Source organism: Streptomyces sp. NPDC051105 (assembly GCF_040682795.1).
Taxonomy (GTDB): Bacteria; Actinomycetota; Actinomycetes; order Streptomycetales; family Streptomycetaceae; genus Streptomyces.
On sequence record NZ_JBFBBR010000002.1, the window covers coordinates 284,527 to 311,233 of the forward strand.

Below are 26,707 nucleotides of genomic sequence, written 5' to 3' on the forward strand. Positions count from 1 at the left end.
GAGCACCACACCATGACCAGCCCGCACCCTGAGCCGTATACGGAACCCTTCTTCACTCCCGACCCGCAGTCGGCCGCCCGTAGCCGCATCGCGGACTTCGCCCGATGGGCGGCCCGGCACCGGGGCGCCGAAGGGATCCAGGACCCCACGGACTACCGAGCCCTGCACCAGTGGTCCGTCACCGACCTCGAAGGGTTCTGGGCCGCGGTGTGGGAGTACTTCGACATCGACGCGACGACCGGGTACGAGCGGGTGCTGGCCGAGGAGACCATGCCCGGCGCCCGCTGGTTCCCCGGCGCCACCCTCAACTACGTCCATCACGCGCTGCGCAACCTGCAGCCGGACGCTCCCGCGATCACCGCCCTGGACGAGACCGGGGCCGGCTACGAGATCACGGGCCGGGAGCTGCGCGCCCGGGTCGCCTCTGTCGCTGCCGGCCTGCGCGACCTGGGCGTCGGACAGGGTGATCGAGTGGTGGGCTATCTGCCCAACACCCCCCACGCCGTCATTGCCTTCCTCGCGACCGCAAGCCTGGGCGCGGTGTGGTCGGTGTGCGGCCAGGACTACGCACCCAGGGCCGCCGCCGACCGCTTCGCCCAGCTCGAACCCACGGTGCTCATCACCGCGGACGGTTACCTCTTCAACGGCACGACCCACGACCGCCGCGCCGCCTCGCTCGAACTGGCCGCCGCCCTGCCGACGCTGAAGGCCACGGTGCTCGTGGACCACGTGGGCCTTGAGTGGCCCGAGGGCGGCAACTCGGGGCTGAGAGTTCCCTGGGAGGACGCGGCCACCCGCATCGAGTACCTCACCATCGTCCCGGTGCCGTTCGACCACCCCCTGTGGGTCGTCTTCTCCTCCGGCACCACCGGCCTGCCCAAGGGCATCGTCCACGGGCACGGCGGCGTCCTGCTCGAACATCTCAAGATGCTCGGCCTGCACACCGACCTGGGCACCGGGGACCGGCTGCTGTGGTACACCACCACCCACTGGATGATGTGGAACCTGGTCGTCTCCACCCTGCTGACCGGAGCCACCACCTGCACCTACGACGGCAGCCCGGTACCGCAGACGCGTCCGGACATCCTGTGGGAGCAGGCGGCCCGTCACAAGGTCACCGTCTTCGGCACCAGTCCTCAGTACCTGCTGGCCATGGCCAAGCTGGGCATCGAACCCTCCGCGCACGACCTGTCGGCCATCCGCGTCGTCGGCTGCACCGGCTCCGCTCTGCCCGCCTCCGCCTACCCCTGGGTCCGCGACCACATGGGCGCAGGCGTCCAGTTGGCCTCCACCAGCGGCGGCACGGACATCGTCTCCGGCTTCGCCGGCAGCGCCTCCACGACCCCTGTCTGGGCGGGGGAGCTGTCCGCCCCCAGTCTCGGCGTGGCCCTGGCCGCCTACGACGCGACGGGGACCCCTGTCCTCGACCGGGTCGGCGAACTGGTCGTCACCCGGCCCATGCCGTCCATGCCGCTGTACTTCTGGAACGACCCCGACGGCAGCCGCTACCGCGACGCCTACTTCGGCGCCTACCGCGGTGTCTGGCGGCACGGTGACTGGATCACACTCACCTCGCACGGCTCGGTGATCGTTCACGGCCGCTCCGACGCCACCCTCAACCGCAACGGCGTGCGCCTGGGCAGTGCCGACATCCACGACGTCGTCGAACGCCTCCCCGAGATCACCGAGGCTCTCGTCATCGGCGCGGAGGAACCCGACGGCGGCTACTGGATGCCGCTCTTCGTGGTCCTCGCCGACGGGGTGGACCTGGACGACTCCCTACGCGAGAAGCTCCGCGACGCCATCCGCACCGGCGCCTCGCCCCGCCACGTCCCCGACGAGATCCTCGCCGTACCGGCGCTCCCGCACACGAAGACCGGCAAGAAGCTCGAGGTTCCCATCAAACGCCTGCTCCAGGGTGCCCCGGCCGAGCAGGTCCTGAACCCCGAGGCGGTCGACGATCCCGACCTGATCGCCTACTTCGCCCGCCTGGGGGCGGAGCGGAACAAGCGGTCGGCGCAGGACACATGACGTCGGCCAGGGGACCCACAGGCCCCCGTGACGGCAGCGGGTCCCTGTGCCCTGCCCGGCTCCGCGAACCCCGTCCCCAGGGGGTGGTGCCGGGGCGGTCGACCCGCCCCGGCACCACACACAACCGAAGCAAGAGAGAAATGGTGAGCATGACCGACCCTGAACCGCAGGCCCTCGATGTCCTCGACGACGCCGGACGAAAGGTGCTGTTCACCGAGGCCCGCACCGCGAACACCTTCGCCGAGGTGGCCGTCGCCGACGACGAACTGGCCCTGATCTGGGAACTCGCCCGCTGGTCGCCGAGCGCCGCCAACGGCCAGCCGCTGCGCGCGCTCTTCGTACGCACCCGCGAGGGCAAGGAGCGACTCGTCCGGCATCTCGACGAGGGCAACAGGGCCAAGACGCTCAGTGCGCCGGCCGTGGCGATCCTCGCGTACGACGTCGACTTCCACGAGCAGATGCCGACGGTCTTCCCGGCCCGCGGCGACTTGCTGCGAGCGACGTTCGCCGACCAGATCGACGCGCGCGAGAGCATCGCGGCCTACAACTCGGCACTGCAGACCGGGGTCTTCCTGCTCGCGGTCCGCGCGGCGGGGCTCGCGGCCGGTCCCATGGCGGGCTTCGACAAGGCCGGCGTGGACGCGGAGTTCTTCGCCGGTACCAGCTGGCGCTCGCAACTGGTGGTCAACATCGGTCACCCCGGTGCCGACCCGTGGTTCCCGCGGCTGCCCCGCGTGCCCGTCGAGGACGCCGTCGCCTATGCCTGAGGGCACCACCACCTGGTAGGCGAGGGGTGTCATGCCGTGGGCGCCGGTGCTCTTCCGAGTACCGGCGCCCATTTCTGGTGTGGCTCGGAGCTGCCCTTGCGGACCGGATCGGACCGGACCGGAGCGGACCTGACCTGACCGGTGCGGACCTGACCTGACGGGTGCGGACCTGACCTGACGGGTGCGGACCGGACCTGACCTGACCGGTGCGGTGCGGTAATGGTTTTCGACGCCCAGGGAGAGCAGGAGGGTCAGCACCAACACGGCGGTGGAGCGCCAGATAAAGGTGGCTTCCCTCCCAGCTGCGCCGGCCCGACTCGGCACGGCTCGTCGAGCGGGATATGCGTCGCCCTCGCCCCTCTCGCCGACAGCCGCCGACAGCACCCTTCGACCTTCCATACGGTGTATGGTATTGCTGGGAGATGCTTCCGTACCATGTACGGAACCTCGGGGTATTGCCGGATCGGCCTCTTTCGCGTCAGGTGACACAGTGTGGAGGCGGCCGAGGTGCGGGAAGCGGAGCGGCCCGCGCTGCCGCTACCTGCGAGTAGCCTCGTGAAGCGCTTGGAGTGAGAGTGCCGTCCGCGCCGCATTCGCCATGGTCGGCAGCGACGAGACGGAAACCAGCTGCTCCGCACCGAGAGGCTGCGCCGCGCAAGACCCCCACCCCACCGAGTTCTGTTCGCGTGCGCACCCTGTGGCTGGCACACTGAATTTGTGGTTCCGCTGATGGCCGCCGCAGTTCAAGCCGCGTTTCCATCGATTCCCGGTGCCGGCGTTGTGTCGGTTTGCGCGTTGATCTTTACCATCGCGTCCTTCTGGTGGATCAACGCCCGGCAAGGGCACCTGAAGTCTTGGGAGCCTCATTCCTTTGCCGCGATTGTCCACTGCTCCATGGCTCGCCTGCGGCTTCCACTCGTCCTTCACAACACCGGTGCCAAGCCGATAATCGTGCAGGATCTCAGGTTGACCTTCCCCGATGAGCCTGCCTCTCATCTGCCACTCCTGTGGATGTCTTCACCGTCCCACCTTCAACCCGGGCAGGAGGACGAGCCGAAGTTGCCGGCCGGATTCGCCGTGGCCGGCAGAGAGGCGAAGCAGCTCTTCATCGAGTTCGAGGCACCGTTTTCCGGATTCATCGCGGAGTCCCGTGATTACAAGGTCCAGCTTCAGGTGATGGTCGGCCATCGCAAAGGGTGGCGCTCCCTTCTGACGTTCACCTTGAGGGCTGCCAACATCGTTGATCCCGACCATTACACGGTCTACAGCAATGCACCTCTTGAACTGACGAAAGAGGACAGGCAGAAGGCGGACGCCGCACTTCTGGAGCTGCTGGACGAGCAGGAGGACCGCTCTGCTCCGGGCGAGAGGAAGCGGCGGGACTCTTTGAATGACGAGGGCGACACCGGCACGAATCTCTAGCGTGGGAAGACGGCCCCGGGCTTCGCCACGGCGAATGTGTCGACGCTCCGTCCGTTGCCGTCGGAGCTGGTCGGACTGGTCCGCAAGGAGCTCTGCTGCGTCCAGCGGCGATGGACCGTGGCCCCGCCGTCACCGGATCCATGCCGGTCGGCACGGACCTGGACCGATCCCCAGTACGGGAGTTTCCGGCCCTTCCCTTCTGCCGTACCGTGCTTTTCGTAGTCCACGCCATCTCGAACTTCACAGCGAGTTGGTGAAAGATCGACTCGGAGATGCGCATACCGCACGAACGAGCCGGATCAAGGGAGTGAAAGATCGGTTCTCTGCGAGCCCTCAGCCAAGAGAGCGGCAGTAGCGCAACTTGTGGAGAGAGGCGCCGCCGGTGGAGTCCTCCACGGCCGTGCCGTCTGCGCCCCAGCCGGCGGCTTCGTAGAAGCGCCGGGCGCGTTTGTTGTCTTCCAGTACCCACAGGGTGGCCTGTGCGTAGTGGGCCTGCCGGAGACGTGTCAACGTGGCCAGCATCAACTGCTTTCCGATCCCCGTGCCCCATACCTCGGGTATCGCGTAGAGCGTGCCGATTTCCGCGGTGGCGGGAGTGTCCCGAGACGGGCCGAAATTGGCGAACCCGACGATCCCGGCCTCGGATTCGGCTACCAGCAGGCCCGACGCCGGCCACCGTGTGTCCGCGATGCGGGTCTTCCACTCGTGCTCTTCGCGGCTTGGGTCCATGGCGTCGAGGTAGTGCTGGGGAACAAGACCGGCAAAGGCCGCCTGCCATGAGCGCACGTAGACGCCGGCGACCGCTGAAGCGTCGTCAGGCCATGCCTGTCGGATCTGCATGCCGTAATTCTCCAAATCTCGTCCATCCGGGCCAAGTTCTTTTCTCAAGGGTGATGGTGAGTGCTCGGCTGTCTGTTCCAGCGGTGCCCGCGCCGGGTCCGCGTAGTGGACGGCGGTCTTCTCGTCGATGCCGAAGACGAGCGCGAGATGGAGCGGGTCGGCGCCGTCGGGGGAGAGCCTCTTCGAGCCGGAGGTCGATGCGCAGATCGATCGGACAGGGTGAGCCCTTTCACGGCTTGGTCGTCCGGGTCATGATGCTCATCGTCACCCGAGCGGGAAGGCCGAAGGTCATCCGCGTCTGCTGCCTCTGCAGCACGAGGTCTGGAACATCGTCCTGACCGGCGCTCTCTCGTCAGGTCCAACGGCTGTGCGGCGATGGTTGGTTCCCGATAGGGATGTGACGTTTCACCCCGCCTGTTGACCTGTCGAAGCGCACCGTGGCGGCCCCATACTCCAGGACCTGACGAACCGACGGTGAAGGAGCACAGTGAGCGCAGCGGCGGCGGCAGGGACCTGGAGGCTCGGGGACCTGGAGGTGAACCGCATCGGCTACGGCACGATGCGGCTGACCGGCAACGGCATGATGGGGAACTCCGACGGCCCGCCGATCGACCGCGACGTCGCCGTCGGCCTACTGCACAGCGCGTTCGAGCAGGGGGTCAACCACGTCGACACGGCCGCCTTCTACTTCTCGCCGTTGCGGTCCGCCAACGAGCTCCTCAACCGCGCCCTCTCCTCCTGGCGCGGCGACGTGGTCGTGGCGACCAAAGTGGGCCCGGCGCGCGCCCCCTCCGGGGAGTGGCTCCATCGGGGCGGCCCCGACCAGCTGCGCGGCCAGGTCGAGGAGAACCTGCGCCAACTCGGCCGGGACCACCTGGACGTGGTGAACCTGCGCGTCGACGGCCCCAGGACGGCCTCGGTCGCCGAGCACTTCGGCGCCCTCGCCGAGCTGCGCGAGGCCGGTCTGATCCGGCACCTCGGGCTCTCCGGTGTGCTGCCCGAGCACGTGGTCGAGGCCCAGGCGATCGCGCCGGTGGTGTGTGTGCAGAACTCCTACGGCCTCGACTCGCGCCGCGCCGACGAGCGCGGGCTGGTGGACCTGTGCGGCGAGCAGGGCATCGCCTTCGTCCCGTTCTTCGCGGTCTCCGGCCGGCGGCGCGAGGCAGCAGCGGACCAGGAGCGCGACGCGCGCGTCCTCTCCGTCGCCCGCGCCCACAACGCGACGCCGGCCCAGGTACGGCTCGCCTGGACCCTCCACCGCGGTCCGCACGTGCTGGCCATACCCGGCACCGCGAACCCGGCACACCTCGCGGAGAACATCGCCGCCGGCGCCCTGCGACTGACCGAAGAGGAACTGGCCGTCCTCGACAAGCCGGACATGGGCACCGTCCGAACCCAGCCGTGAGCGCGATTCCGTGGAAGCCCAGGCAGAAGCAGACCGTGACGGTGAACCGGGGCAACCGGGCCGCGGAACCGCCGTCCCTGCCGCCGATGCCGGTTCCGCCCGGCATGGCTGCGGGCAGGCAGTCACGGGCCGGCAGCCGCCTTGCTCGGCTTGGCTCCGGGGCACTTCGACCGGCCGACCGACCTGACCGGCCACCATCGACCGCCGGCGGTCACACGCGGGTCGCGCGCTCGACCTGATCGGCCTCGCCGCTGAGCAGGCTCATACCCGGGGGGACTGTGGCCCGCAGTTCCCTCACCAAGGCGCGTACGACGCCGGATCTGGCCAGTTCGGAGGTGGTGACATAGCCGACCTGGCGCGTCGGGCGGTCGGGGCCGAGATCGGTGATACGGACCGCGTTCGGAGCTCCGGCCAGGGAGAGCGCAGGCATGATCGCCATTCCGTGGCCTGCGCTCACCAAGGAGAGCACCGCTCCGTCGTCCTCGGCCTCGACGGTGGCCTTCGGGATCCAGTCCTGTGCGGCCCACCAGTCGCGGGTGTACGAGCCACAGTTCTCGGCCCAGTCGACCAGCGGCAGCGAGCGCGGTACGGCGTGACCGGGCGCGTGCACCAGGGCATACGGCTCCTCGAAGAGTTCGCTCGCGACCAGTCCCGGTGGAAGCGGCGCGGAGCCGCCCAGCGTGGCGATGGCTAGGTCGGCTTTCCCGTCGGCCACTTCGCCGGCGGTGCCGCGCCCCACCTCGCGTACGATCCGCACCCGCGGCTCGATCGTGGGATGCCGGGCGCGCAGCCGCTGGAGCACAGGCGGCAGCAGGTGCAGGGCCGCGCTGCGGAAGGCCGCGATCCGTAGCGGCCCTTCCGCAGCGTCGGACCGGGCCGCACCGCGCGCCTCAGCGGTCAGGACGTCCAGCAGGCGCAGGATGTGCCGGGCGTGCGCGACGGCCTTCTCTCCGGCAGGCGTGGGGCGGGCGCCGGTGCGGCCGCGTTCGAAGAGGACGGCACCGATCTTGCGCTCGCTGCCGCGAACCGAGTGGGAGACCGCCGACTGCGTCAGACCGAGGATGTCGGCCGCGGCCGAGAAGCCGCCGGTGTCCGCGGCCGCCACCAGGACGCGCAGTTCGCGCGGGGCGAGATCGGAGTCGGTCGTGCGGGCCACGAAGTGCTCACCTCAACGTATGAGAACCGCTCATGGAACGGGGTGTCACATGAGCCGAACCGGCTGCCACCCAGGCGCATTCCCGGCCTACGGTCCGGTCATGACCGAGACCACGCTCACCGTGCACCAGACCGCCCGCCCCGACGGCTTCCCCACCGCCGAGCACTTCGCCTTCGTCGAGTCCACGCGTCCCGAACCCGCAGCCGGCGGCGCGCTCGTGGAAAACCTCTACTGGTCCGTCGACCCCTACCACCGCGAGATGATGGATGACGTGCCCGGCGGATTCGCGCTCGGCGCACCGCTGGAGGGGCGCACCATCGGGCGGGTCGTCGCCTCGCGCACGCCTCGGCTGGCCGAGGGCGAGATCGTGTTTCACCGGCGGGGCTGGCGCACGCACGCAGTGGTCACGCCCGAGGAGATCCGGCGGCTGCCCCGCTTCGACGGGGTGCCCCTGACCGCGTATCTGAGCATCCTCGGCGGCACCGGTCTGACCGCCTATGTGGGCCTGACCCGGATCGCCCGCCTCCAGGAGGGCGAGGACCTGTTCGTGTCGGCCGCCGCGGGCGGGGTCGGCACCGCGACCGGGCGGTTCGCCCGGCTGCTCGGCGCCAAACGGCTCGTGGGCAGTGCGGGTTCGGCTGCGAAAGCCGGTCATCTCACGCGGGAGGTCGGCTATGACGCCGTCTTCGACTACCACGAGGGGCCCGCCGCCGAACTCCTCGGCAAGGCCGCGCCGGACGGCATCGACGTGTTCGTCGACAACGTCGGCGGCCGGCAACTGGCCGCGGCGGTAGGAGCGTTGCGCGAGTTCGGGCGGATCGTCCGCATCGGCACGATCAGCCAGTACAACACCCCCGACGCGCCACCGCCCCGCTTCAACTACGCGGACATCGTGGAAAAGAGCATCCGCATGGAGGGCTTCTTGGTCAGCAACTACCTCGACGTTCAGGACGAGTTGTACGAGTTCGCGATTCCGCATCTGCAGAGCGGACGGCTCGCTCTGGACGAGACGGTCGTTGACGGGTTCGAGCACATCGTGGAGGCGTTCCTGGGCATGCTGCACGGCCAGAACACCGGCAAGATCATCGTGCGGGCTGCGTCGGGCAGCTGACGAGCCCGGCACAAGCGCTGACCGGTCCACGACGCCCTGACACTCGTACCCGCCTGAGGGACACCGAGTGCGATCTCGGGTACGACGCCGGCCCCGGAGCCGCGCCGTGATCCACATCGCTTCGCTCGACAACCTCGCCATACGCATGACGGGCGAGATCGCAGAGGAGTCAGCCCGAGGGGGTGTTGTAGTTGACGATGCCGTCCACCATGAGGGCGACCGCACCGGTCAGAGGGCTGGCCGTCCCCTTCGCTACGACGTCGGGCAGCCGGTGCGCCTCGTCCTCGCTGACTGCCACCATGCCCCAGAACGCGTTGAAGCCCGCAGGGTCCGTCGGTTTGTCGGCAGCCGCCCCCACGGTCAGGACACCGCCCGCCTCGGCCACCTGCAGCGCGCCCATCTGCTGCAGCGTGCCGGGATCCCGCTCTTCGGTGGCCACCACGCTCCAACCCGTCACCTCTAGGTGCCGCAATGCGGCGAGGAGCTTGCCGGCCGTGTCCGAGCCGGTAACAACGATGTCAGGAAGGACAAGGGCCACCGGCCCGTGCGTCATCGGCAGGGCGGACCGGATCGCTCCGTCGAGACCTGGTCCGAACGACTCGTCCTGGAAGACGAAGACCATGTGAAAGGTCTCGGCGTAGCGCGCGAGATGACTCACCGTGTCCAGCTTGTGCGTCCCGAACACGACGACCAGGCGCACTTTGAGCCCGCTTTTGGCCAGTTCGACAACGGATTCCAGACTGCGGTCCAGCACGGTGACCCCAGGAGCCAGACAGTGCAGTTCCTTCGGGTAGGGCGCTCCGAAACGCGTTCCGAATCCAGCACAGGGCAAGATGACCGAAACGTCAGGGACGGGCACGGACGAACTATGCATCGAGCAGCTCTCCGGTGGTGTTGACGATCGGGGACCTCGCGCACTTCGCCGGGCACGGGCGATTCCAAGCAAGCCGACGCCACACCATCTGCGCCCAAGGCACGCTGGTGCTCACCGTAGTCACTGCGGACGGCCTCTATGAGAGAAACGCGGCGTTGACTGACCAGACCGTCCGCGACGTGACCCGGCGGACACCCGCCGCTGCCCCCGGAGACACAATTTCCTGCCGGAATGGCCCAGTTGACCCACCGCCGTGTTCAGGTCCCCGCGACCTACACTGCTGCCGCATACCGTGACGACCGACGCGTCGCTCCGTCGGGCAGCGCTCGAAGCCTGGGCGGAAACGGGCTGAAACGCAGAGAAGACACGACGAAGGAGGATGCGGATGCGGGTGCTGTTGTCCACGTACGGGACGCGTGGCGATGTCGAACCGCTGGTGGCACTCGCGGTGCGGTTACGGGCGCTCGGTGTGGGGGTGCGGATGTGCGCTCCGCCGGACGAGGAGTTCGCCGAGCGGCTTGCAGGGATCGGGGTGCAACTGGTGCCGGTCGGGCCACCGGTACGAGAGTTGATGCGCGGGACGACTCTGCCGTCGGCGGCGGACCTGTCCCGGTACCGGACGGAGATGGTCGAGGCGCAGTTCGACGTGTTCCCCGCGGCGGTCGACGGATGTGACGCGCTGGTGGCGGCCGGCCTGGCGCAGGTCGCCGCGCGGTCCGTGGCCGAGGCCGCGGGCATCCGCTACGTGTACGCGAGCTATGCGGCGGTCCACCTGCCGTCACCGCACCACGCGCCACCACCACGGCCGGGCTGGCCGGAGCCGGAGGCGAACGACAACCGGACCCTGTGGGCGCTGGACGCCGACAACGTGAACGCGCAGTTCCGCGAGACGCTCAACGGCCACCGGGCGGCGATCGGTCTGCCACCGGTGGACAACGTCCGCGACCACGTCTTCACCGATCGGCCGTGGCTGGCGGCGGACCCGGTCCTTGGACCGTGGCGGGAGACTCCGGGGCTCGACGTCGTACAGACAGGCGCATGGAACCTGGCGGACGAACGCCCGCTCCCGGCCGACTTGGTGACGTTTCTTGAGGCGGGCGACCCGCCGGTCTATGTGGGCTTCGGCAGCATGCGCCCGTCGCCGGACATCGGCCGCATGGCCGTCGAGGCGATCCGCGCACAGGGGCACCGCGTGCTCGTGTCCCGCGGCTGGGCGGACCTGGATCTGGTCGACGGGCGAGACGACTGCTTCGCCGTCGGCGAGGCCAACCATCAGCGCCTGTTCGGCAGAGTGGCCGCCGTGGTGCACCACGGCGGCGCGGGAACGACGTTGACGGCCGCCCGGGCGGGCACGCCACAAGTGGTGATACCTCTCCAGCTGTCGGACAACCCGTACTGGGCCGGCCGGGTGGCGGACCTGGACATCGGCGCGGCACTCGATGGTCCGCCTCCGACCGTCGAATCCCTGGGCGTCGCGTTCAAGACGGCCCTGTCACCCGAGACCCGGGCGCGTGCGAAGGCGCTGGGAGGCCGGATCCGTACCGACGGAGCGGAGGTGGCCGCGAGCCTGCTGGCCGAAGCGCTCCGGTAGGCGAGGCCGACCCGGCGGGAAGAAGCCTCGGTCGCGGCGCGAAGGATCCGGCCGGGGCTTCGGCATGTGCCGAACGTCGCCCCGTTCCGGAAGCGTTGATCGCGCCGCGAGCGACGCAGTGGACGGCTGCTAGCGTTCCGGCCCATGGAAGACGGCGTGTACGTGGGCAACGCGGGCAAGGACGCGACGGTGGACCGGGGATGGCTGCTCGGGCACTTCAAGGAGCACGGCGACCCTCGCCACAGCCACGCCGTCGAGGTCAAATGGGGTGTCCACCCACGTGGTGAGCGGCGAGTTCAGTGGGTGAAGGGTGAGGTGCGGACAGCTCTCCTGGTTCTCATCAGCGGCCGCTTCCGCGTGGAGTTCCCCGGCCGTAGCGTGCTGCTGGAAGAGCAGGGTGACTACGTCGTCTGGGGCCAGGGAGTGGATCACTCCTGGGCCGCCGAGGACGACTCCGTGGTGCTGACCCTGCGCTGGCCTTCTGTGTCCGGATACGCCGCCCCATAGGAGCCCCGCAGAGCTTCACGTGCGTCAGGTCGGACAGCGAAATGCCTCACTTCTGCCCAAACGTCTGTGAAACTGGTGGCTGGCAACTGTTCGGGCATTGACCATACCCAAATTCTTTGTCAATAGCGTATTGCGATCGGCTATTTTCGGGCCGGTCCTTGATGTCTCCCCGGCCGGACATGGCCTCCCGTGCCGCCGGCAGGGTGTGGTGCGAGTCACTGTTGACCACCTAATCGGTATCCATTTAATATCGGCGGAAATGAGCCACCGCAGGGGTGGCCGGAAAAGACGGACACTTCCTCGACCACTCCTTCGCATGCAGCTGACGCATTTTTATGGAGTTCTGGCAAAGGAAAGGCGCTGCTCAGGAGCGTGCGCGAAGCGCCGCAACCCGTGAGGACATCGACCCGAAACCCGGCGTGAGGCGCCGTACTTTTCGCACATCGGCTCCGCAAGGGAATTGACGCGCCGAATCGCTCGAAAATGGCCATGCCGGGCATACCCGTACGCGATTTGCGTGAACCGTTGATCCTTCGGGGACGCGGAACCCGATTTCTGCCGCGTTCTCTTCTCGTGAAGGGTAATCCGTGTCTTCCTCGCGCATCACCGTCACCCATCACCCGGACCAAGGAACATCTTCCGCTCCCCTGTCGCTGGCGCAGGAGCGACTGTGGGTCATGGCGCGCATGGACGGAGACGCCGGCGCCGCCTACAACGAGCCGATGCCCTTCGACATCCGGGGGCCGCTGGACCGGGACCTGCTCCTTCAGGCGCTGCACCTGCTCGCGGCCCGGCACGAGGCCCTGCGCACCAGGTTGGTGCCCTCCGGCGGGTCGGCGCTGCAGGTCGTCGATCCGCCGGAGACCGGGTTTCCGGTGACCTTCGAGGATCTGACGGGACTGCCCGACGCGGCCGAACGGTTCGCGCGGACACGGCAGGAGGTGGAAGGCACCCCGTTCCGCCTGGGCGAGGAGCCCATGGTGCGCGGCTGCCTGGTGGCGCTCGAACCCGACCACCACGTACTACTTCTGACGGCTCATCACATCGTCTTCGACGGCTGGTCCCGCTCCCTCCTGCTGCGCGAGCTGGGCCTGGTGTACACCGCGCTCCAGCAGGGTCAGGACGCGTCGCTGCCGGAACTGACGTGGCAGTACAGCGACTACACCCGCTGGCAGTGGGACTGGATGTCGGGGGAGGAGCCCGCCGCGCACGCCGACTACTGGGCCGCCGCGTTGGCCGACGCCCCGGCCGTGCTTTCCCTGCCCACCGACCGGCCCCGCCCGCCCGAGCAAACCTTCCACGGCGACCGGCTGCCCGTGACCGTGGGCGGGGACCTGACGCGGGCCCTGCGCGTTCTCGCCGCAGACAACGATGTCTCCCTTTATGCGACCGTTCTGACCGGCTGGTCGGTGCTGTTGTCCCTGCTCTCCGGTCAGGACGACATCGTGGTGGGCGCCCCTACGTCGAACCGCCGCCGCGGGGACGTCGAGGGCCTGATCGGCTTCTTCGTCAACACTCTCGCCCTGCGCGCGGACCTGTCCGGCTCGCCCAGCGTCAGGGACGTCCTGAAGCGGGTGAACCAGCGGATCCGTGACGCCCTCACCCACGTCGACCTGCCCTTCGCACGGGTCGTGGAACTGGTCAACCCACCGCGGAGCCCTGCCCACACGGCACTGTTCCAGACCATGTTCGCCTGGGTCCCCTCCATGCGTAGGGAACTCGAACTCCCAAACCTGAAGGTCGAGTTACGAGAGGACGCCGCCCACGTCCCCGCGAAGTTCGACCTGGTCCTGGCCCTGGCGGACGAGGGCCGGCACCTCACCGGGGAGATCGACTACGCGGTGGCGCTCTTCGACCGGGCGACCGTCGAACGGTACATACGCCAGTTCCTCCGCGTGCTGCGCCTGATGACCGAACGGCCCCAGGCCGAGATCGCGGACCTGACGTTGCTGGACGAGGACGAGCAGCGCGAACTCCTCGCCACCTTCAGCGCGGGGCCCGCCGCGGCCCTACCGGGCGTGCCGGCACCGGCGGGCCTGCTGGAGCGGTTCGCGGCGCGGGTGCGTGAACGGCCGCGGCAGCCCGCGGTGGTGGCCGACGACGCGGAACTGGACTACGCGACGCTGGACCGCCGGGCCAACCGGCTCGCCGACGCGCTGATCGCCCGCGGTGCCGGGCCCGACCGCGTGGTGGGCCTGCACGCCGGACGCACGGCCGAACTCGTCGTCGGCGTACTCGGCATCCTCAGGGCCGGGGCCGCCTACCTGCCCCTCGACCCCGGACAGCCCCCGGAACGGCTCACCGCCATGGTGAGCGACGCCCAACCGGTACTCGTGCTGACCGACCAGGGCGACGATCGGCAGGGGTGGGAGAACCTGGCGAAGGTGGAGGCCGAGGGAACGCACGACGAAGCACCGGGCATCGACGCGGACCCCGCCCGGCTCGCCTACGTCATGTACACCTCGGGATCGACCGGACGTCCCAAGGGCGTGGCGGTGACGCACGGCAGCGTCGTCAATCTCTTCGACCACTGGCGTGAACTCATGGGAGACGCTCCCGGCGAGGCGTCATCGGCCTGGTCGAGCATCGGCTTCGACGCGTCGGTGCACGAACTCCTCCTCCCGTTGACCACCGGGGCGGTGCTCCACTTGGTTCCCGACGAGCTCCGCGGCGACCCCGGAGCGCTGATGGACTGGCTGCGCGAACGCGAGATCACCCAGGCGTTCCTGCCTCCGTCCTACGTCCTGTGGATCGACGAGGATCCGGCCACGCGACTGGCCGGACTGCGCCTGCGTCAGCTCCTCACCGGAGTGGAGTCCCTGCCCGAGAGCGCCCTGCACCGCATGCGGGAGCTGCTGCCCGGCCTGCGCATCTGCTTCGGCTACGGCCCCACCGAGGCGACGCTCTACTCCACCGCCTACACCGACCCGCAGCCGTACGAGCGGTCGTGCCCCATCGGGCGGCCGCTGCGCGGCACACGCCTGTACCTGCTCGACGACCGCATGCGCCCGGTACCGGTGGGGGTTCCCGGTGAGGTCTACATCGGCGGAGCGAGCCTGGCCCGCGGATATCTGAACCGGCCCGATCTCACCGACGAGCTTTTCGTGCCCGACCCGTTCGTGCCCGGCGAACGCGTCTACCGCACCGGCGACCTGGCGCGCTGGCTGCCGGACGGCAACGCCGAGTACGTGGGCCGCCGGGACGAGCAGCTCAAGCTGCGCGGCTTCCGCATCGAACCCGGCGAGGTCGAGGCGGCGCTGCTGGCGGTGCCCGGGGTGCGGGAGGCGGTGGTGCTGGCCGACCGTGACACACCGGGCGGCCCGCACCTGGTCGCCGGCGTGGGATGTGACACCGAAGCCACCCGGACCGCCTACGAGTGGCGCGCGGCCCTCGGCGACCGCCTGCCGGACTACATGATCCCGGCCGTCGTGGCCGAGTTCCCACGGCTGCCGTTGAACCGCAACGGCAAGGTGGACCGGACGGCAGTACTGCGCGCCGCGGCGGGATCCCGCTCGGCACGCGTCAACACGGCCACACCCCGCGACCACGTGGAGATGGCGCTGTACCGGATCTGGCGACGGGTGCTGCTGCACCCGGACGTCGGGATCGGTGACAACTTCTTCGAGCTCGGCGGCACGTCGATCTCAGCGATCAAGATGGCGTCCGCCGTCCAGGAGGAACTCGGCGTGCCGCTGCCGGTCCGGGACGTCATGCTGCACCCCACCATCGAGGCGCTCGCCGAGCGGGTGCGCGGCAACGGCGCCGAGGCTGCGCCGTCCGCCGAGCCCAGCAGCCTGGTGGAGTTCCGTGCGGGCAGTGGCGGACAACGCGTGGTGTGCGTGCATCCCGCCGGCGGCACCGCGTTCTGCTATCTGCCGCTGTCCACGGAACTGCCCGACGACGTCGGCGTGGTGGGACTCCAGGCGCCCGGCATCAACCCCGGCGAGTCCACCCTGCCCGGTGTCGAGGCGATGGCCCAGGAGTACCTGCGGCTCGTCGACCCCCACCCGGACGAGGCACTGGTGCTGTGCGGGCTCTCCTACGGTGGCCTGATCGCGTACGAGATGGGCCGCCGCCTGGTGGCGGCCGGACACGAGCGGGTGAGCGTCGTCCTGCTCGACACCCATGGCGCGGAGGACGCGGAGCAGCGCGCCGCGATCGCGCCGGTCGGCATGGCGGAGTTCCGGGAGAAGCTGGTGCGCTTCAACGGCATGTACCCGGGCATCGACGACGACCAGGTGGCCCGGTACCTGGCCGTCTACAACCACCATCGCGAGACGGCGCGCGACTACGCCGTACCCGAATCGCCGGCCCGTGTCGTGCTGATGCAGGCGACGGCCGTGGCGGACGAGGACGGCGGGGACGGCGGGGACGGCGAGGGCGCGGCCGCCCGCCTGCGCGCGTTCTGGCGGCGCCGTGTCAGCGGCCACTTCGTGGTCGAGCCGGTGGTCTGCGGTCACTGGGACATGTTGGAGAGCGACGAACTGCCACGCGTCGCCGCCGTCCTCGCCGCCGAACTGGACCGGCCGGCAACCGCCCCGGGTGGCACCGGGACGGAGCGCACGGCACTTTCCGGCATGTCGGAGGCATGATGAAACCGCGCGTCGCACCTTCCCCCGCCGACGTGGCCGAGGACCTGAGCGATCCGGTCGGGCTCGCCCTCGCGATACACCGCCGGGCCCTGAGTTCCCCACAGGCGGACGCGGTCGCCGATGGCGACGTACGGCTCGACTACCAGACGTTGAACGCCGTGGCCGCCGCCGTGGCCCGGGCACTGGGCCGCCAGGGCGTGACTCCCGGGCAGGCCGTGGCGGTGGCGCTGCCGCGCTCATGGCGGCTGGTCTGCGTGATGCTGGGCATTCTGCGGCTGGGTGCCCGAGTGGTGCCGCTGGACACACAGAGCCCCGCCGAACGCCGCCTGTTCATCCTGCGGGATTCCGGAGCGGCCGCCCTGGTGTACGCCGCCCCCGAGAGCGGCACCGAGCTTCCGCACGGTATCAGGGCGATCGCCGTGGACACGCTGCTGCCCGAACTCCCGTACGCGGCGGCCGTCGTGGAGGCGCCGGCCGCCGCCGGCGAGGTGTCCTTCCTGTTCTACACCTCCGGAACTACCGGACGGCCCAAGGGCGTCGAGGTCCGCGACGCCGGAGTCATGCGGCTGGCACGACCCGGCTACATCCGGGTCGATCCCGGCCTGCGCTATGCCTGTCTGGCGAATCCGGCGTTCGACGCGCTGAACTTCGAGGTCTGGGCGCCCCTGCTGACCGGCGGTTGCTGCGTGGTCCTGCGCGACGGGGACGTGCGGAGCCCCGAGCGGCTCGCCGCGGCACTGCGGCGCGAGCGCGTGGACACCGTCTTCATCACCACCGCGCTGTTCAACGCGACGGTCACGGCCGTACCGGACTGCTTCGCCGCGGCCGGCGAGGTTCTGGTGGGCGGCGAGCAGCTCAACCCCCAGGTGATGCGCCGCTGGTACCGGGACAACGCCGACAGCGGCACCCGTCTGTTCAACATCTACGGGCCGACGGAGTCCAGCACCTTCGCCCTGTGCCATCCGATCCCGCGGGACTTCGACGGTGACGTGGTGCCGATCGGCCGGCCCCTGCCGGGGACCGGTGCCGTCCTGGTCGTGCCAGGCCAGGAGAGGGTCGCCGCGCCCGGTGAGGTCGCCGAACTCCTGCTGACCGGCGCCGGACTCGCGGCCGGCTACCGCAACCTCCCCGAGGAGACCGAGCGGCGCTTCGTGCGGCTCGCCTGGCTCGACGGCGGCAAGGAGCGGTTCTACCGCACCGGAGACCTCGTACGGGCCGACGACGAGGGCCGGGTCAAGTACGTCGGACGAACCGACCGCCAGGTCAAGGTCCGTGGCTTCCGGATCGAGCCCGGCGAGGTGGAACGGCACGTTCTCGCGCACCCGGCGGTCCGGCGGGCCCACGTGTGCACCCGTCGCGCGGGCCAGGAGGGGCCGAACGAACTGCTGGCGTTCGTCGTCCTGCAGCAGGAGCTGTCGTACGAGGAGTTCGACAGCCACCTCGCGGCCCACCTGCCCGCCTACATGCGTCCGCACCAGATCCACCTCGTGGCGGAGCTGCCGCTCAACGCCAACGGCAAGGTCGACCAGGCCGCACTGCTGCTGCGGGCGGACCGGCCCTGGCGGCCGGCCGCCTCGGACGGACCGGCCCCGACGGAGACGGAGCGCGAGGTCATCGAGCTGGCCGAGGAGATCCTGGGCACCACCGGCCTCGGGCCCGGTGACCGGTGGATCGCCGGCGGCGGCGACTCGTTGAAGGCGCTGCGTTTCTGCTTCGCCGTCCGGCAGCGATGGGGTCGCGACCTGACGCAGGCGGCCGTCCTGAACGGCGACCTGGCCGCGATCGCCCAGGCCGTCACCACGGCCGGCCCCGGCGGGGAAAGCGCCTGTCCGGCGCCGGTGGTCGCCGGTGCCCGTTCGGCGCCCGCCACGAGTGAGCAGCAGCGGCTGTGGCTCCTGCAGCGCCGCGCACCGGGCTCCCGGGCGTACTCCGTCAACCAGGCCTTCCGCGTCGACGGGCCCGTCGACACCGCTGCCCTCCGGCGGGCACTGCGGACCCTGGTGGCACGCCACGCGGCACTGCGGACAGGCTTCGCCCTCGGGCAGCAGGGACTCCGGCAGACGGTCGGTGAACCGTACGACCCCTGGCATGATCCGGGCGCACGGCAGGCAGGGGACGAGGAGGAAGCGCGACGCCTCGCCGACGTCTTCTTCGCCGAACCCTTCGACCTCGCCGTCCCCCGTATGCTCCGGGCCTGCTGGCTGCCCCGTCCCGGCGGCGGCACGCTTCTGCTGCACCTGCACCACATCGCCGTGGACGGCTGGTCGCTGAGCATCCTGCTGCGGGACCTGTCCGCCGACTACGCGGAGACCATCGAAGCCGAAGCCGAAGCCGGAGCCGGAGCCGGAGCCGGAGCCGGAGCCGGAGCCGGAGCCGGAGCTGGAGCCGAAGCCGACGCCGGAGCTGGAGCCGAAGCCGAAGCCGAAGCCGAGTCCGGCCGGAGCACGTCCCCGGCTCCGAACCCACTGGACTTCGCCGCCTGGCAGAGCGGCTGGTTCGCGAGCGCGGCCTACCAGGCACAGCGCGACGAACTCCTGGCGTACTACCAGGCCCTGGAGGAGCCCCAGGAACCGTTGCCCGCCCAGGACGCGGATCCGGCACCGCGGGCGCGCCTGCTGCACACGTCGCTCGACGTGGTGCGCCGGGCCCAGGTGGACGGGCTCTGCGCCGAGTTCGGGCTGACCCGCTTCCAGGTGCTGCTGTGCGTGTTCTCCTGGAGCCTGTACGGCGTGACCGGCCTGGTCCGCCCGCGCATCGCCGCCCCGGTCGCCAACCGCCCGGTACGCGAGTTCGAGAACAGCGTGGGCATGATGGCGAACACCGTGCTGCTGCCCGTGGCCGTGGTGCCCGGTGAGGACCTGCGCTCGCACCTCGCCCGCGCGGGGACCGGCACGGGGCAGGTGCTGCGACGCCAGGACGTGGCGCTCGCGGACGTCCTGACCGGCTGGGAGGCCCTCGGCGACGACACCCCGTTCGATCTCCTGTTCGTCCTGGAGAACACCGACTTCGGGGCGCTGCGGCTGCCCGGCTGCGTCCAGCGCCCCCTGTGGTGGGCGGCGTCGGAGGCCAAGTGCCCGCTGACGGTCTCCGTGGTCGAGCATCCCGACGGACTCGACCTGCTGTGGGAGTACGCCGAGGACCGGTTCGCCGGCGAGGCCGTCGAGGCGATGGCCGAGCTGTTCCGGCGGGGCGTGGACGCGCTCGCGTCCGGTGGCCGCTCCACCGCGCGGGAGCTGGTCGCGCCGTACCGGCGGTCCCTGCCGGCGCATGGGCGCGGGCCCGTCCCGGAACCGGGGTTCACCACGATCGCCGAGGGCTTCGCACGGCAGGTCGCCCGCACCCCGGACGCCCCCGCCGTGATCACGACCGACGGGAGCACCCTGAGCTACGCGGCGCTCGACGCCCACGCCGCGCGTCTCGCCGCGGAACTGGCCGACCGGTACCCGATCCCGGCCGACGGCAGCCCCTGCCGGGCGGCCCTGTACCTGAACCCGTCCGCCGAGCATGTGGTGGCCCTGCTGGCCCTGGCGCGGCTGAACGTCACCGCTGTCCCCCTCGACCCCTCCTACCCGGTGGACGTACTGCGCCGCGTCCTGGAACGGGTCGACCCGTTGTGCGCCCTGGTCACGCACGACGGCGCGCCGACGCCGGACGCACTGTTCCCGGACGGCGTCGTGCGCCACCCCGTCGTCCTGCCGGACCCGGCACCGCACGAGGGCGGGGGCGACGGCTCGACGAGCGCGCCGTACGACGGGCGCACGCACGCCGGCACCCGCCCCCTGTACACACTGTTCACCTCCGGATCCACCGGCGTCCCCAAAGGCGTCCAGATCTCCGACCGCACGCTGTGCGACCTGATCCGGTGGCAGTCCGGCCCCGGCGGCCTGACCGCGCCGGCGGCCACCCAGCAGTTCTCGATGCTGGCGTTCGACGTCTCCTTCCAGGAGATCTTCGGGACGCTGTGCACCGGCGGCACCCTTCAGCTCGTCCGCCCCGAGTGGCGCCAGGACGTCCCCGCGCTCCTGGAACGACTGGAGTCCGCGGGCACCGAGCGGATCTTCATGCCTTACGTGGCCCTGCAACTGCTCGCCGAGTACGCGGTCCGGCTGGGCAGGTTCCCCTCCCGGCTGCGCGAGGTGGTCACCGCGGGCGAGCAGCTGGTGTGCACCGACACCATCCGTCGCTGGTTCGCCGGACTGCCCGGCGCCCGCCTGTTCAACCACTACGGGCCCACCGAGACACATGTGGTCAGTGCCCTGTGCCTGGAGGGCGACCCGGGGCAGTGGCCCGAGCGGCCCGCCATCGGCCGCCCGGTGGCCGGCGCCGACCTGCGCGTGGTGGACGCCCAGGGCGACCCGGTTCCGCCCCGGTGCACCGGCGAGCTGCTGATCGGCGGCGCCATGACCACCCGCTGCTACCTCGACGAACCCGCTCCCGACGGCGCCCGCTTCGTCGAGGTGCCCGGCGCGGGCCTGTTCTACCGCAGTGGCGACCGGGCGTGGTTCGACGGCGAGGGCCTGCTGCACTACGCGGGCCGCGACGACCAGCAGATCAAGGTGAGCGGGCACCGGCTGGAACTCGGCTCCGTCGAAGCGGCACTGCTGCGCCATCCGGCGGTGGTCAACGCCGTCGTCGCGCGTGACGGCGACCGGCTGACGGCCTGTCTGGAGGTCCGTGGCGAGTCCCCGTCCGCCGACGAGCTGAGCGCGCGGCTGTCCGCATCGCTGCCCTCCTACGTCCGTGTGGACCGCTTCCGGAGATTGCGGACGCTGCCACGCACCCCCAGCGGCAAGCTGGACCGGCAGGCGGTGCTCCGGGCACCGGGCGAGGAGATACGCCGTTCGGTCCGCGCCCGCACCGGGCTGTCGGCCGAGGAGGAGCGGCTCACCGTGGCCTTCGAGGAGGTCACCGGGGCGACGATCGAACCGGACCAGACCTTCTTCGAGGCGGGGGCCTCCAGTCTCGCCCTCATGCGCTTCCATCTGCGCTGCACCACGGAACTCGGTTTACGCTTCGGCGTCGCGGACCTGTTCGAGCACGTCACGGTCCGCTCCCTGGCCCGCCACCTCGCCGCCGACCACCTCCCCGGCCCCCGGACACCTGCCGCCCCGGCCGGGAAGGACGGTGGGGCCCCGGAGCCCGGCGAACCGATCGCGGTCGTAGGCATGGCGGTGCGGGTGCCCGGCGCCCCGGACCTGGCGTCCTTCTGGGACCTGGTGGTCTCCGGCGGCACCGGTATCCGCCGTATCGACGCCCCGGAGGGCGTCATCGGCGCGCACAGCACGCTCGACGGGTTACTCGACTTCGACCCGGGCCACTTCGGTATCAGCCCCCAGGAAGCGCGCCTGATGGACCCCCAGCAGCGCCACCTGCTGATGGCCTGCGTGCAGGCACTGGCTCACGCCGGAGTCGCGGACACGTCGGCCGCGCGCGTGGGCCTGGTGGCCGGTGCCGGGGAGAACACCTACTTCCAGTCCCTGCTGCGCGAGGCGGACCCCGGCCGGCTGCCCGACGGTTTCGAGCTCGCCCTGCACCACGAGAAGGACTTCCTGGCCACCAAGGTGGCCTACCATCTCGGGCTGACCGGTCCCGCCTTCAGCGCCCAGACGGCGTGCTCCAGTTCCCTGGTCGCCGTGCACCTCGCGGCCGGCCTGCTCCGGCAGGGCGAGGCCGAGGTGATGCTCGCCGGGGGAGTGCTCGTCGACCCCGGGCTGACCGGCGGCTACCGCTACCGCCCGCAGCACATCTTCTCCGCGGACGGCGACTGCCGTCCGTTCAGCGACGACGCGACCGGGACGGTCGGCGCGAGCGGCGTCGGCGTCGTGGTCCTCAAACCGCTGCGGCAGGCACGGCGCGACGGCGACACCGTCTACGCCCTCGTCACAGGCTCTGCTGTCAACAACGACGGTGCGGCGAAGATGAGTTACACCGCACCGTCCCTGGCCGGGCAACGCGAGGTGATCCGGACCGCCCTGGCCCGCGCCGGACGCACGGGTGCCGACCTCGGCTACGTGGAGGCGCACGGAACCGGTACCCGGCTGGGCGACCCGATCGAGGTGGCCGCGCTCCGCCAGGCGTTCGACGTGAGCGAGTCCGGCCGCTGCGCGCTCGGCTCCGTCAAGAGCCAGCTCGGCCACATGGGCGCGGCCGCCGGTGTGGTGGGCCTCGTGCGCGCCGTCCTCGCCGTCCACCACGGGAGCATCCCGCCTCACCTCAACTTCCGCGTCTTCAACCCGGAGATCGGCCCCGACCCCACGCCCTTCTACGTTCCAGCCCGGGCCACGCCCTGGCCCGGGGGACGCGCACGGGTGGCCGCGGTGAGCAGCTTCGGGATCGGCGGCACCAACGCCCACGTCATCGTGGAGCAGGACACCGGGACCGGGACCGCCGCGACCGGCGCGGTACCGAAGTGCCTGGTGCTGTCCGCCTCCAGCGTGGACGCGCTCGCCGCCGACGCCGCCCGGATCGCCGACTACCTCCGGCTGCGGCCCGAGCTCTACGACTCCGTGCTGCGCCATCTGCAGAGCGGACGTGCGGCCCGGCGGCTGCGGACCGCGGCACCCCTCGCGGACGCCGCGGCCGCCGAGCACTGGCTGCGTGCGGTGGCCGCGGGAGAGGTCCCGCACGGTACCGCGGACCCGGACGCCGCGCCGGTTTCCGCCGTCGGCCGCACGGCCCGCGACCTCGCCGAGGACTGGACCGCCGGAAGGCCCGTCGACTGGCGGCAGGGACCCGCCCCGGCGTCCTGGGACTTCCCGCCGCCGTCCTTCGCGCTCGCGGAGTACGACTTCGACCGCACGCCCAAGGCCCTGGCCGCGCACCCCCGGCGGCTGCCGCAGGCCGACTGGCTGCACCAGCCGCACTGGGTCAGGCTGCGCCGCGCCGCCGTCGCGGGCACCACCGCACCGGCCGGCCGCGCGTCCGTCGTGGTCGTCGTGGCCTCCGAGAGCACGCCGCGGGAGGCGTTCGCCCCGTTCGAGGCCGTGGCGTCCCGCGTGGTACGGGTGCGCCCGTCCAGCGCCTTCGCCCGCAGGGGACCCGACGTCTTCGACGCCGACCCGGCCGACCCGGCGTCCCTGCGCCTGCTGTTCGACGCGCTGTCCGGGACCGGCCCCGACGACGCCCTGGCCGACGCGGAGTGGGTGCACGCGCTGCCCTTGGACGTGACGGGGCCGGTCGGCCCCGGCACGCTGGAACACGCCCGCCACGCCTGCCTGGACACCACGGCGGCCCTGGCCCGGGCACTGGCCGGGCGGGCCGCCTCCCCGCGCATGTGGTGGCTGTCGTACGGCGCCCGGCCCGTGGCCGGAACGGTCGACAGGCCCGAACTCGCGCTCCTCGCCGGGCCGGTCGAGGTCGCCCCCCAGGAGGCCGCCCTGGACGGCCACTGGCTGGACCTCCCCGACGGCGACCTCACCCGCTGGGCCGGACACGTGGCCTCGGTCGTCGCCGGAGCACACCGAGCCGGGCAGCCCGGCGGCCCGGCTCTGCCCCGGCAGCTCGCGCTGCGGCAGGGCTACTGGTGGCGACCGGGCACCACGCCCGTGCCGGCGCCGTCCGGCACCGAGCCCCTCGTACCGTCCGGCGCGGACACGGTCCACCTGATACTGGGCGGCACGGGCGGCATAGGCCGTGCCGTCGCCGCCTGGCTGCTGGAGCACACCGGCGGCCGGGTCCTGCTGCTGTCGAGGAATCCGCGGCTGCCGGCGGAACTGACCCGCTGGGCCGACCGCGTCGGCCTCGTCCCAGCGGATCTGGCGGCGCTGCCCGTCGCCGAGGTGGCGGCGGCCGTCGCCGGGCACACCGCGCGGCTGGACGGCGTCGTCCACGCGGCCGGACTCGGATTCGGGGGGCTGCTCGTCCGACGCGACGCCACGGCCATGCGCGACGCCGCCGCGGCCCGGGAGCGGGGCGCACTCGTCACAGAGCACCTGATCGAGACCTTCCGACCGGAGATCGCGGTCTACTGCTCCTCGATGTCCGCCCTGCTCGGCGGCGTCGGCCAGAGCGACTACGCGGCCGGCGCGAGCCTCCTCGACGGCTTCGCCCACCACCGCCCCCACGAGACGGAGACGACCGTCCGGATCGGCATCGACTGGGACATCTGGAGCGAGACCGGCATGGCGACCCGGGTCCTGAACACGGACAGCCGCCATCAGGCCCACCTGGAGGTCGGTCTGACCGTAGAGGAAGGCAAGGCGGTCTTCGCCCACGCCCTGGCCCTGCAGCTGCCGCAGCTTCTCGTCTCCACCACCGACATCGATGTCTCCCGCGCGTTCTACGCCCCCTCCGCCGGCGACCCGGCGGAACCGCTCACCCCGCGGTCCGGGCCGGCGCACCGCTCGGACGGCGAGACGGGCTCCCCGGAACCGGACAGTGCCGGGGAACGGGCGGGCGCCATGGCCCGCGTGATCCAGGACCTGCTGGGCGTGGACGAACTGGACCCGGACGACTCCCTGTACGACCTCGGAGCCGACTCGCTGACCCTGATCAGCGTGATCGCCACGATCGAGGAGGACTACGGAGTCGAGTTCGACCTGGCCTCCTTCAGCCACCGGGTCAGCCTCACCGAGATCCTCAAACACATCGAGGCGGCCCTCACCTCCGCCACGCCCACCACCAGCCTGGCCAGGAACGTCACCGCCGGGGTCGTCCTCGACATCTGGCAGGAGGGAACCGGATCGGCCGTCCTGTGCCTGGTGCACCCCGTGGGCGGGGACATCCAGGCCTACCGGTCCCTGGTGGCGGCGCTCGGACCGGCACCGACCGTGTGCCTCATCGCCGATCCGGCCCTCCGCGACCCCGCGACGCCCGCCTGGTCACTGGCCGAACGCGCCCGTCACTACGACACGGAACTTCGTGACCGCTTCGGCGGCCCCGACCACCGGCTCCACCTGGCCGGGTGGTCCTACGGCGCCCGGGTGGCGATGGAGATGGCCGGCCTGGCGGAGTCGGCCGGACGGCCGCTGGAGGCGCTCCACCTGCTGGACCCACCGCCTCCGCAGGCGGACGCGCTGGTCGCCGCCTACGACGAGACCCATCTCGAAAAGGTGTTCGCCGCCGAACTCGGCACCGGTGCCTCATCGATGTCGGCGGAACACGCGCAGGCGTACGCGGAGCGGCTGGCCCGCTGCTGCCGGGCGAACCTGCGCAGCCTGGGCGAGCACCGGGTGCGGCCGCTCGCCTTCGTCCCCACGTTCCTGTGGCTGGCCGGGCAGCCCACGGCGGGCATGCCCGCACCCGGCGACCCGCAGGAGACGGACCGGCAGTGGAGTGCCTGTCTGCCCCCCTCCGCCGTACGGCGGTCCCTGCCCACCGACCACTACGGCATCGTCGCGGCCCCTCATGTGCACAGGGTGGCCGACACCATCAGGGCAACGCTGGCGGACCCGGCGCCCGGTGCCCGGACCCGCCGCCAGCGAGGCCAGTAACCCCACCCCCTCTGGAGGACGCCATGGAGTCATACGAACGCGAAGCGCTGGAAGCGGTGACCACGCGTCCCGTGGGCCCCTACCGCACGCTCACGGTCGAACGGATCACCCCCGTGCTGGGCGCGGAGGTCTCAGGCGTCGACCTGTCGAAGGAGATCCCGGCGGAGCAACTGGACGAGATACGCACCGCGTTCCGCGATCACCACGTCCTCGTCTTCCGCGATCAGACGATCACCGTCGAGGACCACAAACGCTTCGCCGCCGCCTTCGGTGAGCTACGTCCCGTCAACCCGCCCCCGCCCGAGGGCGATCCCTACATCCTGGAGATCCGCACGACGTCGGCCGCGGCCGACGTGGCGGGCAACGGCTGGCACGCCGACGGCACCGCCGACGCGGAACCGTCGCTGGGGTCGATGCTCTACATCACCGAGATCCCCGAGCCGGGCTGCGGCGGCGACACCCTCTTCGCCAACATGCACCTCGCCTACGACATGCTCTCGCCTGCCATGCGCTCTCTGCTGGACCCGCTCACCGCCGTACACGACGGCGCCCAGGCCCTGGCGGGTTACACCCCGCCCGCGGACTACGTCATCCCCAAGAGCGAGCACCCGCTCGTCGCCCGGCACCCCGAGACCGACCGCAGGCTGCTCTACGTCAACAGGGCCTACACCAGCCGCGTCCCGCAACTCTCCGCTCAGGAGAGCCGGGCCCTGCTCGACATGCTCTTCGACACCATCGCCTGCAGGCCGGTCCTGCACTGCCGCGTTCGCTGGGCCCCGGGCACCCTCGTCTTCTGGGACAACCGGTGCGTTCAGCACCACGCGACGTACGACTACTACCCCTACGCCCGCTACGGCCAGCGCGTCGCCATCAACGGCGGCCCCGTGAAGGGCTGACGGGGCGACCGGAGGCGGCGTCGTGCCAGGCCCGCACCACGGCGGAGGGCCAGACGCGCCTGGTCCTCCGCGTCCCTGAGCCGG

At 71.0% G+C, this 26,707-nt stretch carries 13 protein-coding genes; 10 read left to right on the plus strand and 3 right to left on the minus strand.

Annotated features, from left to right (window positions below):
- Nucleotides 1-12: 12 nt before the first annotated feature.
- From AB0N16_RS05245 to AB0N16_RS05255, 3 genes are all read left to right on the plus strand, one after another.
- Nucleotides 13-2,031, plus strand: coding sequence for an acetoacetate--CoA ligase (locus AB0N16_RS05245; protein ID WP_365793238.1), 2,019 nt, complete (start codon nt 13-15; stop codon nt 2,029-2,031).
- A gap of 149 nt (nt 2,032-2,180) precedes the next feature.
- Complete coding sequence (locus AB0N16_RS05250; protein ID WP_365793240.1) at nt 2,181-2,798, plus strand: malonic semialdehyde reductase; 618 nt, start codon at nt 2,181-2,183, stop codon at nt 2,796-2,798.
- Between the two features lie 717 nt (nt 2,799-3,515).
- Nucleotides 3,516-4,220 (plus strand): hypothetical protein, encoded by a 705-nt coding sequence (locus tag AB0N16_RS05255; RefSeq protein ID WP_365793242.1) that lies wholly within the window; start codon nt 3,516-3,518, stop codon nt 4,218-4,220.
- A gap of 333 nt (nt 4,221-4,553) precedes the next feature.
- Here the strand turns inward: AB0N16_RS05255 and AB0N16_RS05260 are convergent, their stop codons facing one another.
- Nucleotides 4,554-5,060 (minus strand): GNAT family N-acetyltransferase, encoded by a 507-nt coding sequence (locus tag AB0N16_RS05260; protein ID WP_365793244.1) that lies wholly within the window; start codon nt 5,058-5,060, stop codon nt 4,554-4,556.
- Between the two features lie 487 nt (nt 5,061-5,547).
- Between AB0N16_RS05260 and AB0N16_RS05265 the strand changes: the two genes are divergently transcribed.
- On the plus strand, nt 5,548-6,465 hold the full coding sequence (locus tag AB0N16_RS05265) for an aldo/keto reductase (RefSeq protein ID WP_365793246.1): 918 nt from the start codon (nt 5,548-5,550) through the stop codon (nt 6,463-6,465).
- 211 nt (nt 6,466-6,676) lie between these two features.
- On the opposite strand, the gene AB0N16_RS05270 is transcribed toward AB0N16_RS05265, so the two are convergent.
- Complete coding sequence (locus AB0N16_RS05270; RefSeq protein ID WP_365793248.1) at nt 6,677-7,621, minus strand: LysR family transcriptional regulator; 945 nt, start codon at nt 7,619-7,621, stop codon at nt 6,677-6,679.
- 100 nt (nt 7,622-7,721) lie between these two features.
- On the opposite strand from AB0N16_RS05270, the gene AB0N16_RS05275 reads away from it, so the two are divergent.
- Nucleotides 7,722-8,732 (plus strand): NADP-dependent oxidoreductase, encoded by a 1,011-nt coding sequence (locus tag AB0N16_RS05275; protein WP_365793250.1) that lies wholly within the window; start codon nt 7,722-7,724, stop codon nt 8,730-8,732.
- Nucleotides 8,733-8,901: 169 nt separating this feature from the next.
- Here AB0N16_RS05275 and AB0N16_RS05280 read toward each other — a convergent pair whose 3' ends face one another.
- Entirely contained in the window at nt 8,902-9,591 is a 690-nt protein-coding gene (locus AB0N16_RS05280; RefSeq protein ID WP_365793252.1) for a hypothetical protein, read from the minus strand.
- Nucleotides 9,592-9,991: 400 nt separating this feature from the next.
- Here AB0N16_RS05280 and AB0N16_RS05285 point away from each other — a divergent pair, with 400 nt between their 5' ends.
- The 5 genes from AB0N16_RS05285 to AB0N16_RS05305 all read left to right on the plus strand — a co-directional run bounded on the left by AB0N16_RS05285 (nt 9,992) and on the right by AB0N16_RS05305 (nt 26,623).
- Nucleotides 9,992-11,197: a glycosyltransferase gene (locus AB0N16_RS05285; RefSeq protein ID WP_365793254.1), complete on the plus strand. Its 1,206-nt coding sequence runs from the start codon at nt 9,992-9,994 to the stop codon at nt 11,195-11,197.
- Nucleotides 11,198-11,341: 144 nt separating this feature from the next.
- A complete protein-coding gene (locus AB0N16_RS05290; RefSeq protein WP_365793256.1) occupies nt 11,342-11,704 on the plus strand; it encodes a signal peptidase I in 363 nt (120 codons plus the stop codon).
- A 587-nt stretch (nt 11,705-12,291) separates the two neighbouring features.
- On the plus strand, nt 12,292-16,296 hold the full coding sequence (locus AB0N16_RS05295; RefSeq protein ID WP_365793258.1) for an amino acid adenylation domain-containing protein: 4,005 nt from the start codon (nt 12,292-12,294) through the stop codon (nt 16,294-16,296).
- Complete coding sequence (locus tag AB0N16_RS05300) at nt 16,296-25,727, plus strand: amino acid adenylation domain-containing protein (RefSeq protein WP_365794038.1); 9,432 nt, start codon at nt 16,296-16,298, stop codon at nt 25,725-25,727. The genes AB0N16_RS05295 and AB0N16_RS05300 overlap by 1 nt, the downstream gene beginning before the upstream one ends.
- Nucleotides 25,728-25,750: 23 nt before the next feature.
- Complete coding sequence (locus AB0N16_RS05305) at nt 25,751-26,623, plus strand: TauD/TfdA family dioxygenase (RefSeq protein ID WP_365793260.1); 873 nt, start codon at nt 25,751-25,753, stop codon at nt 26,621-26,623.
- Nucleotides 26,624-26,707: the final 84 nt, after the last annotated feature.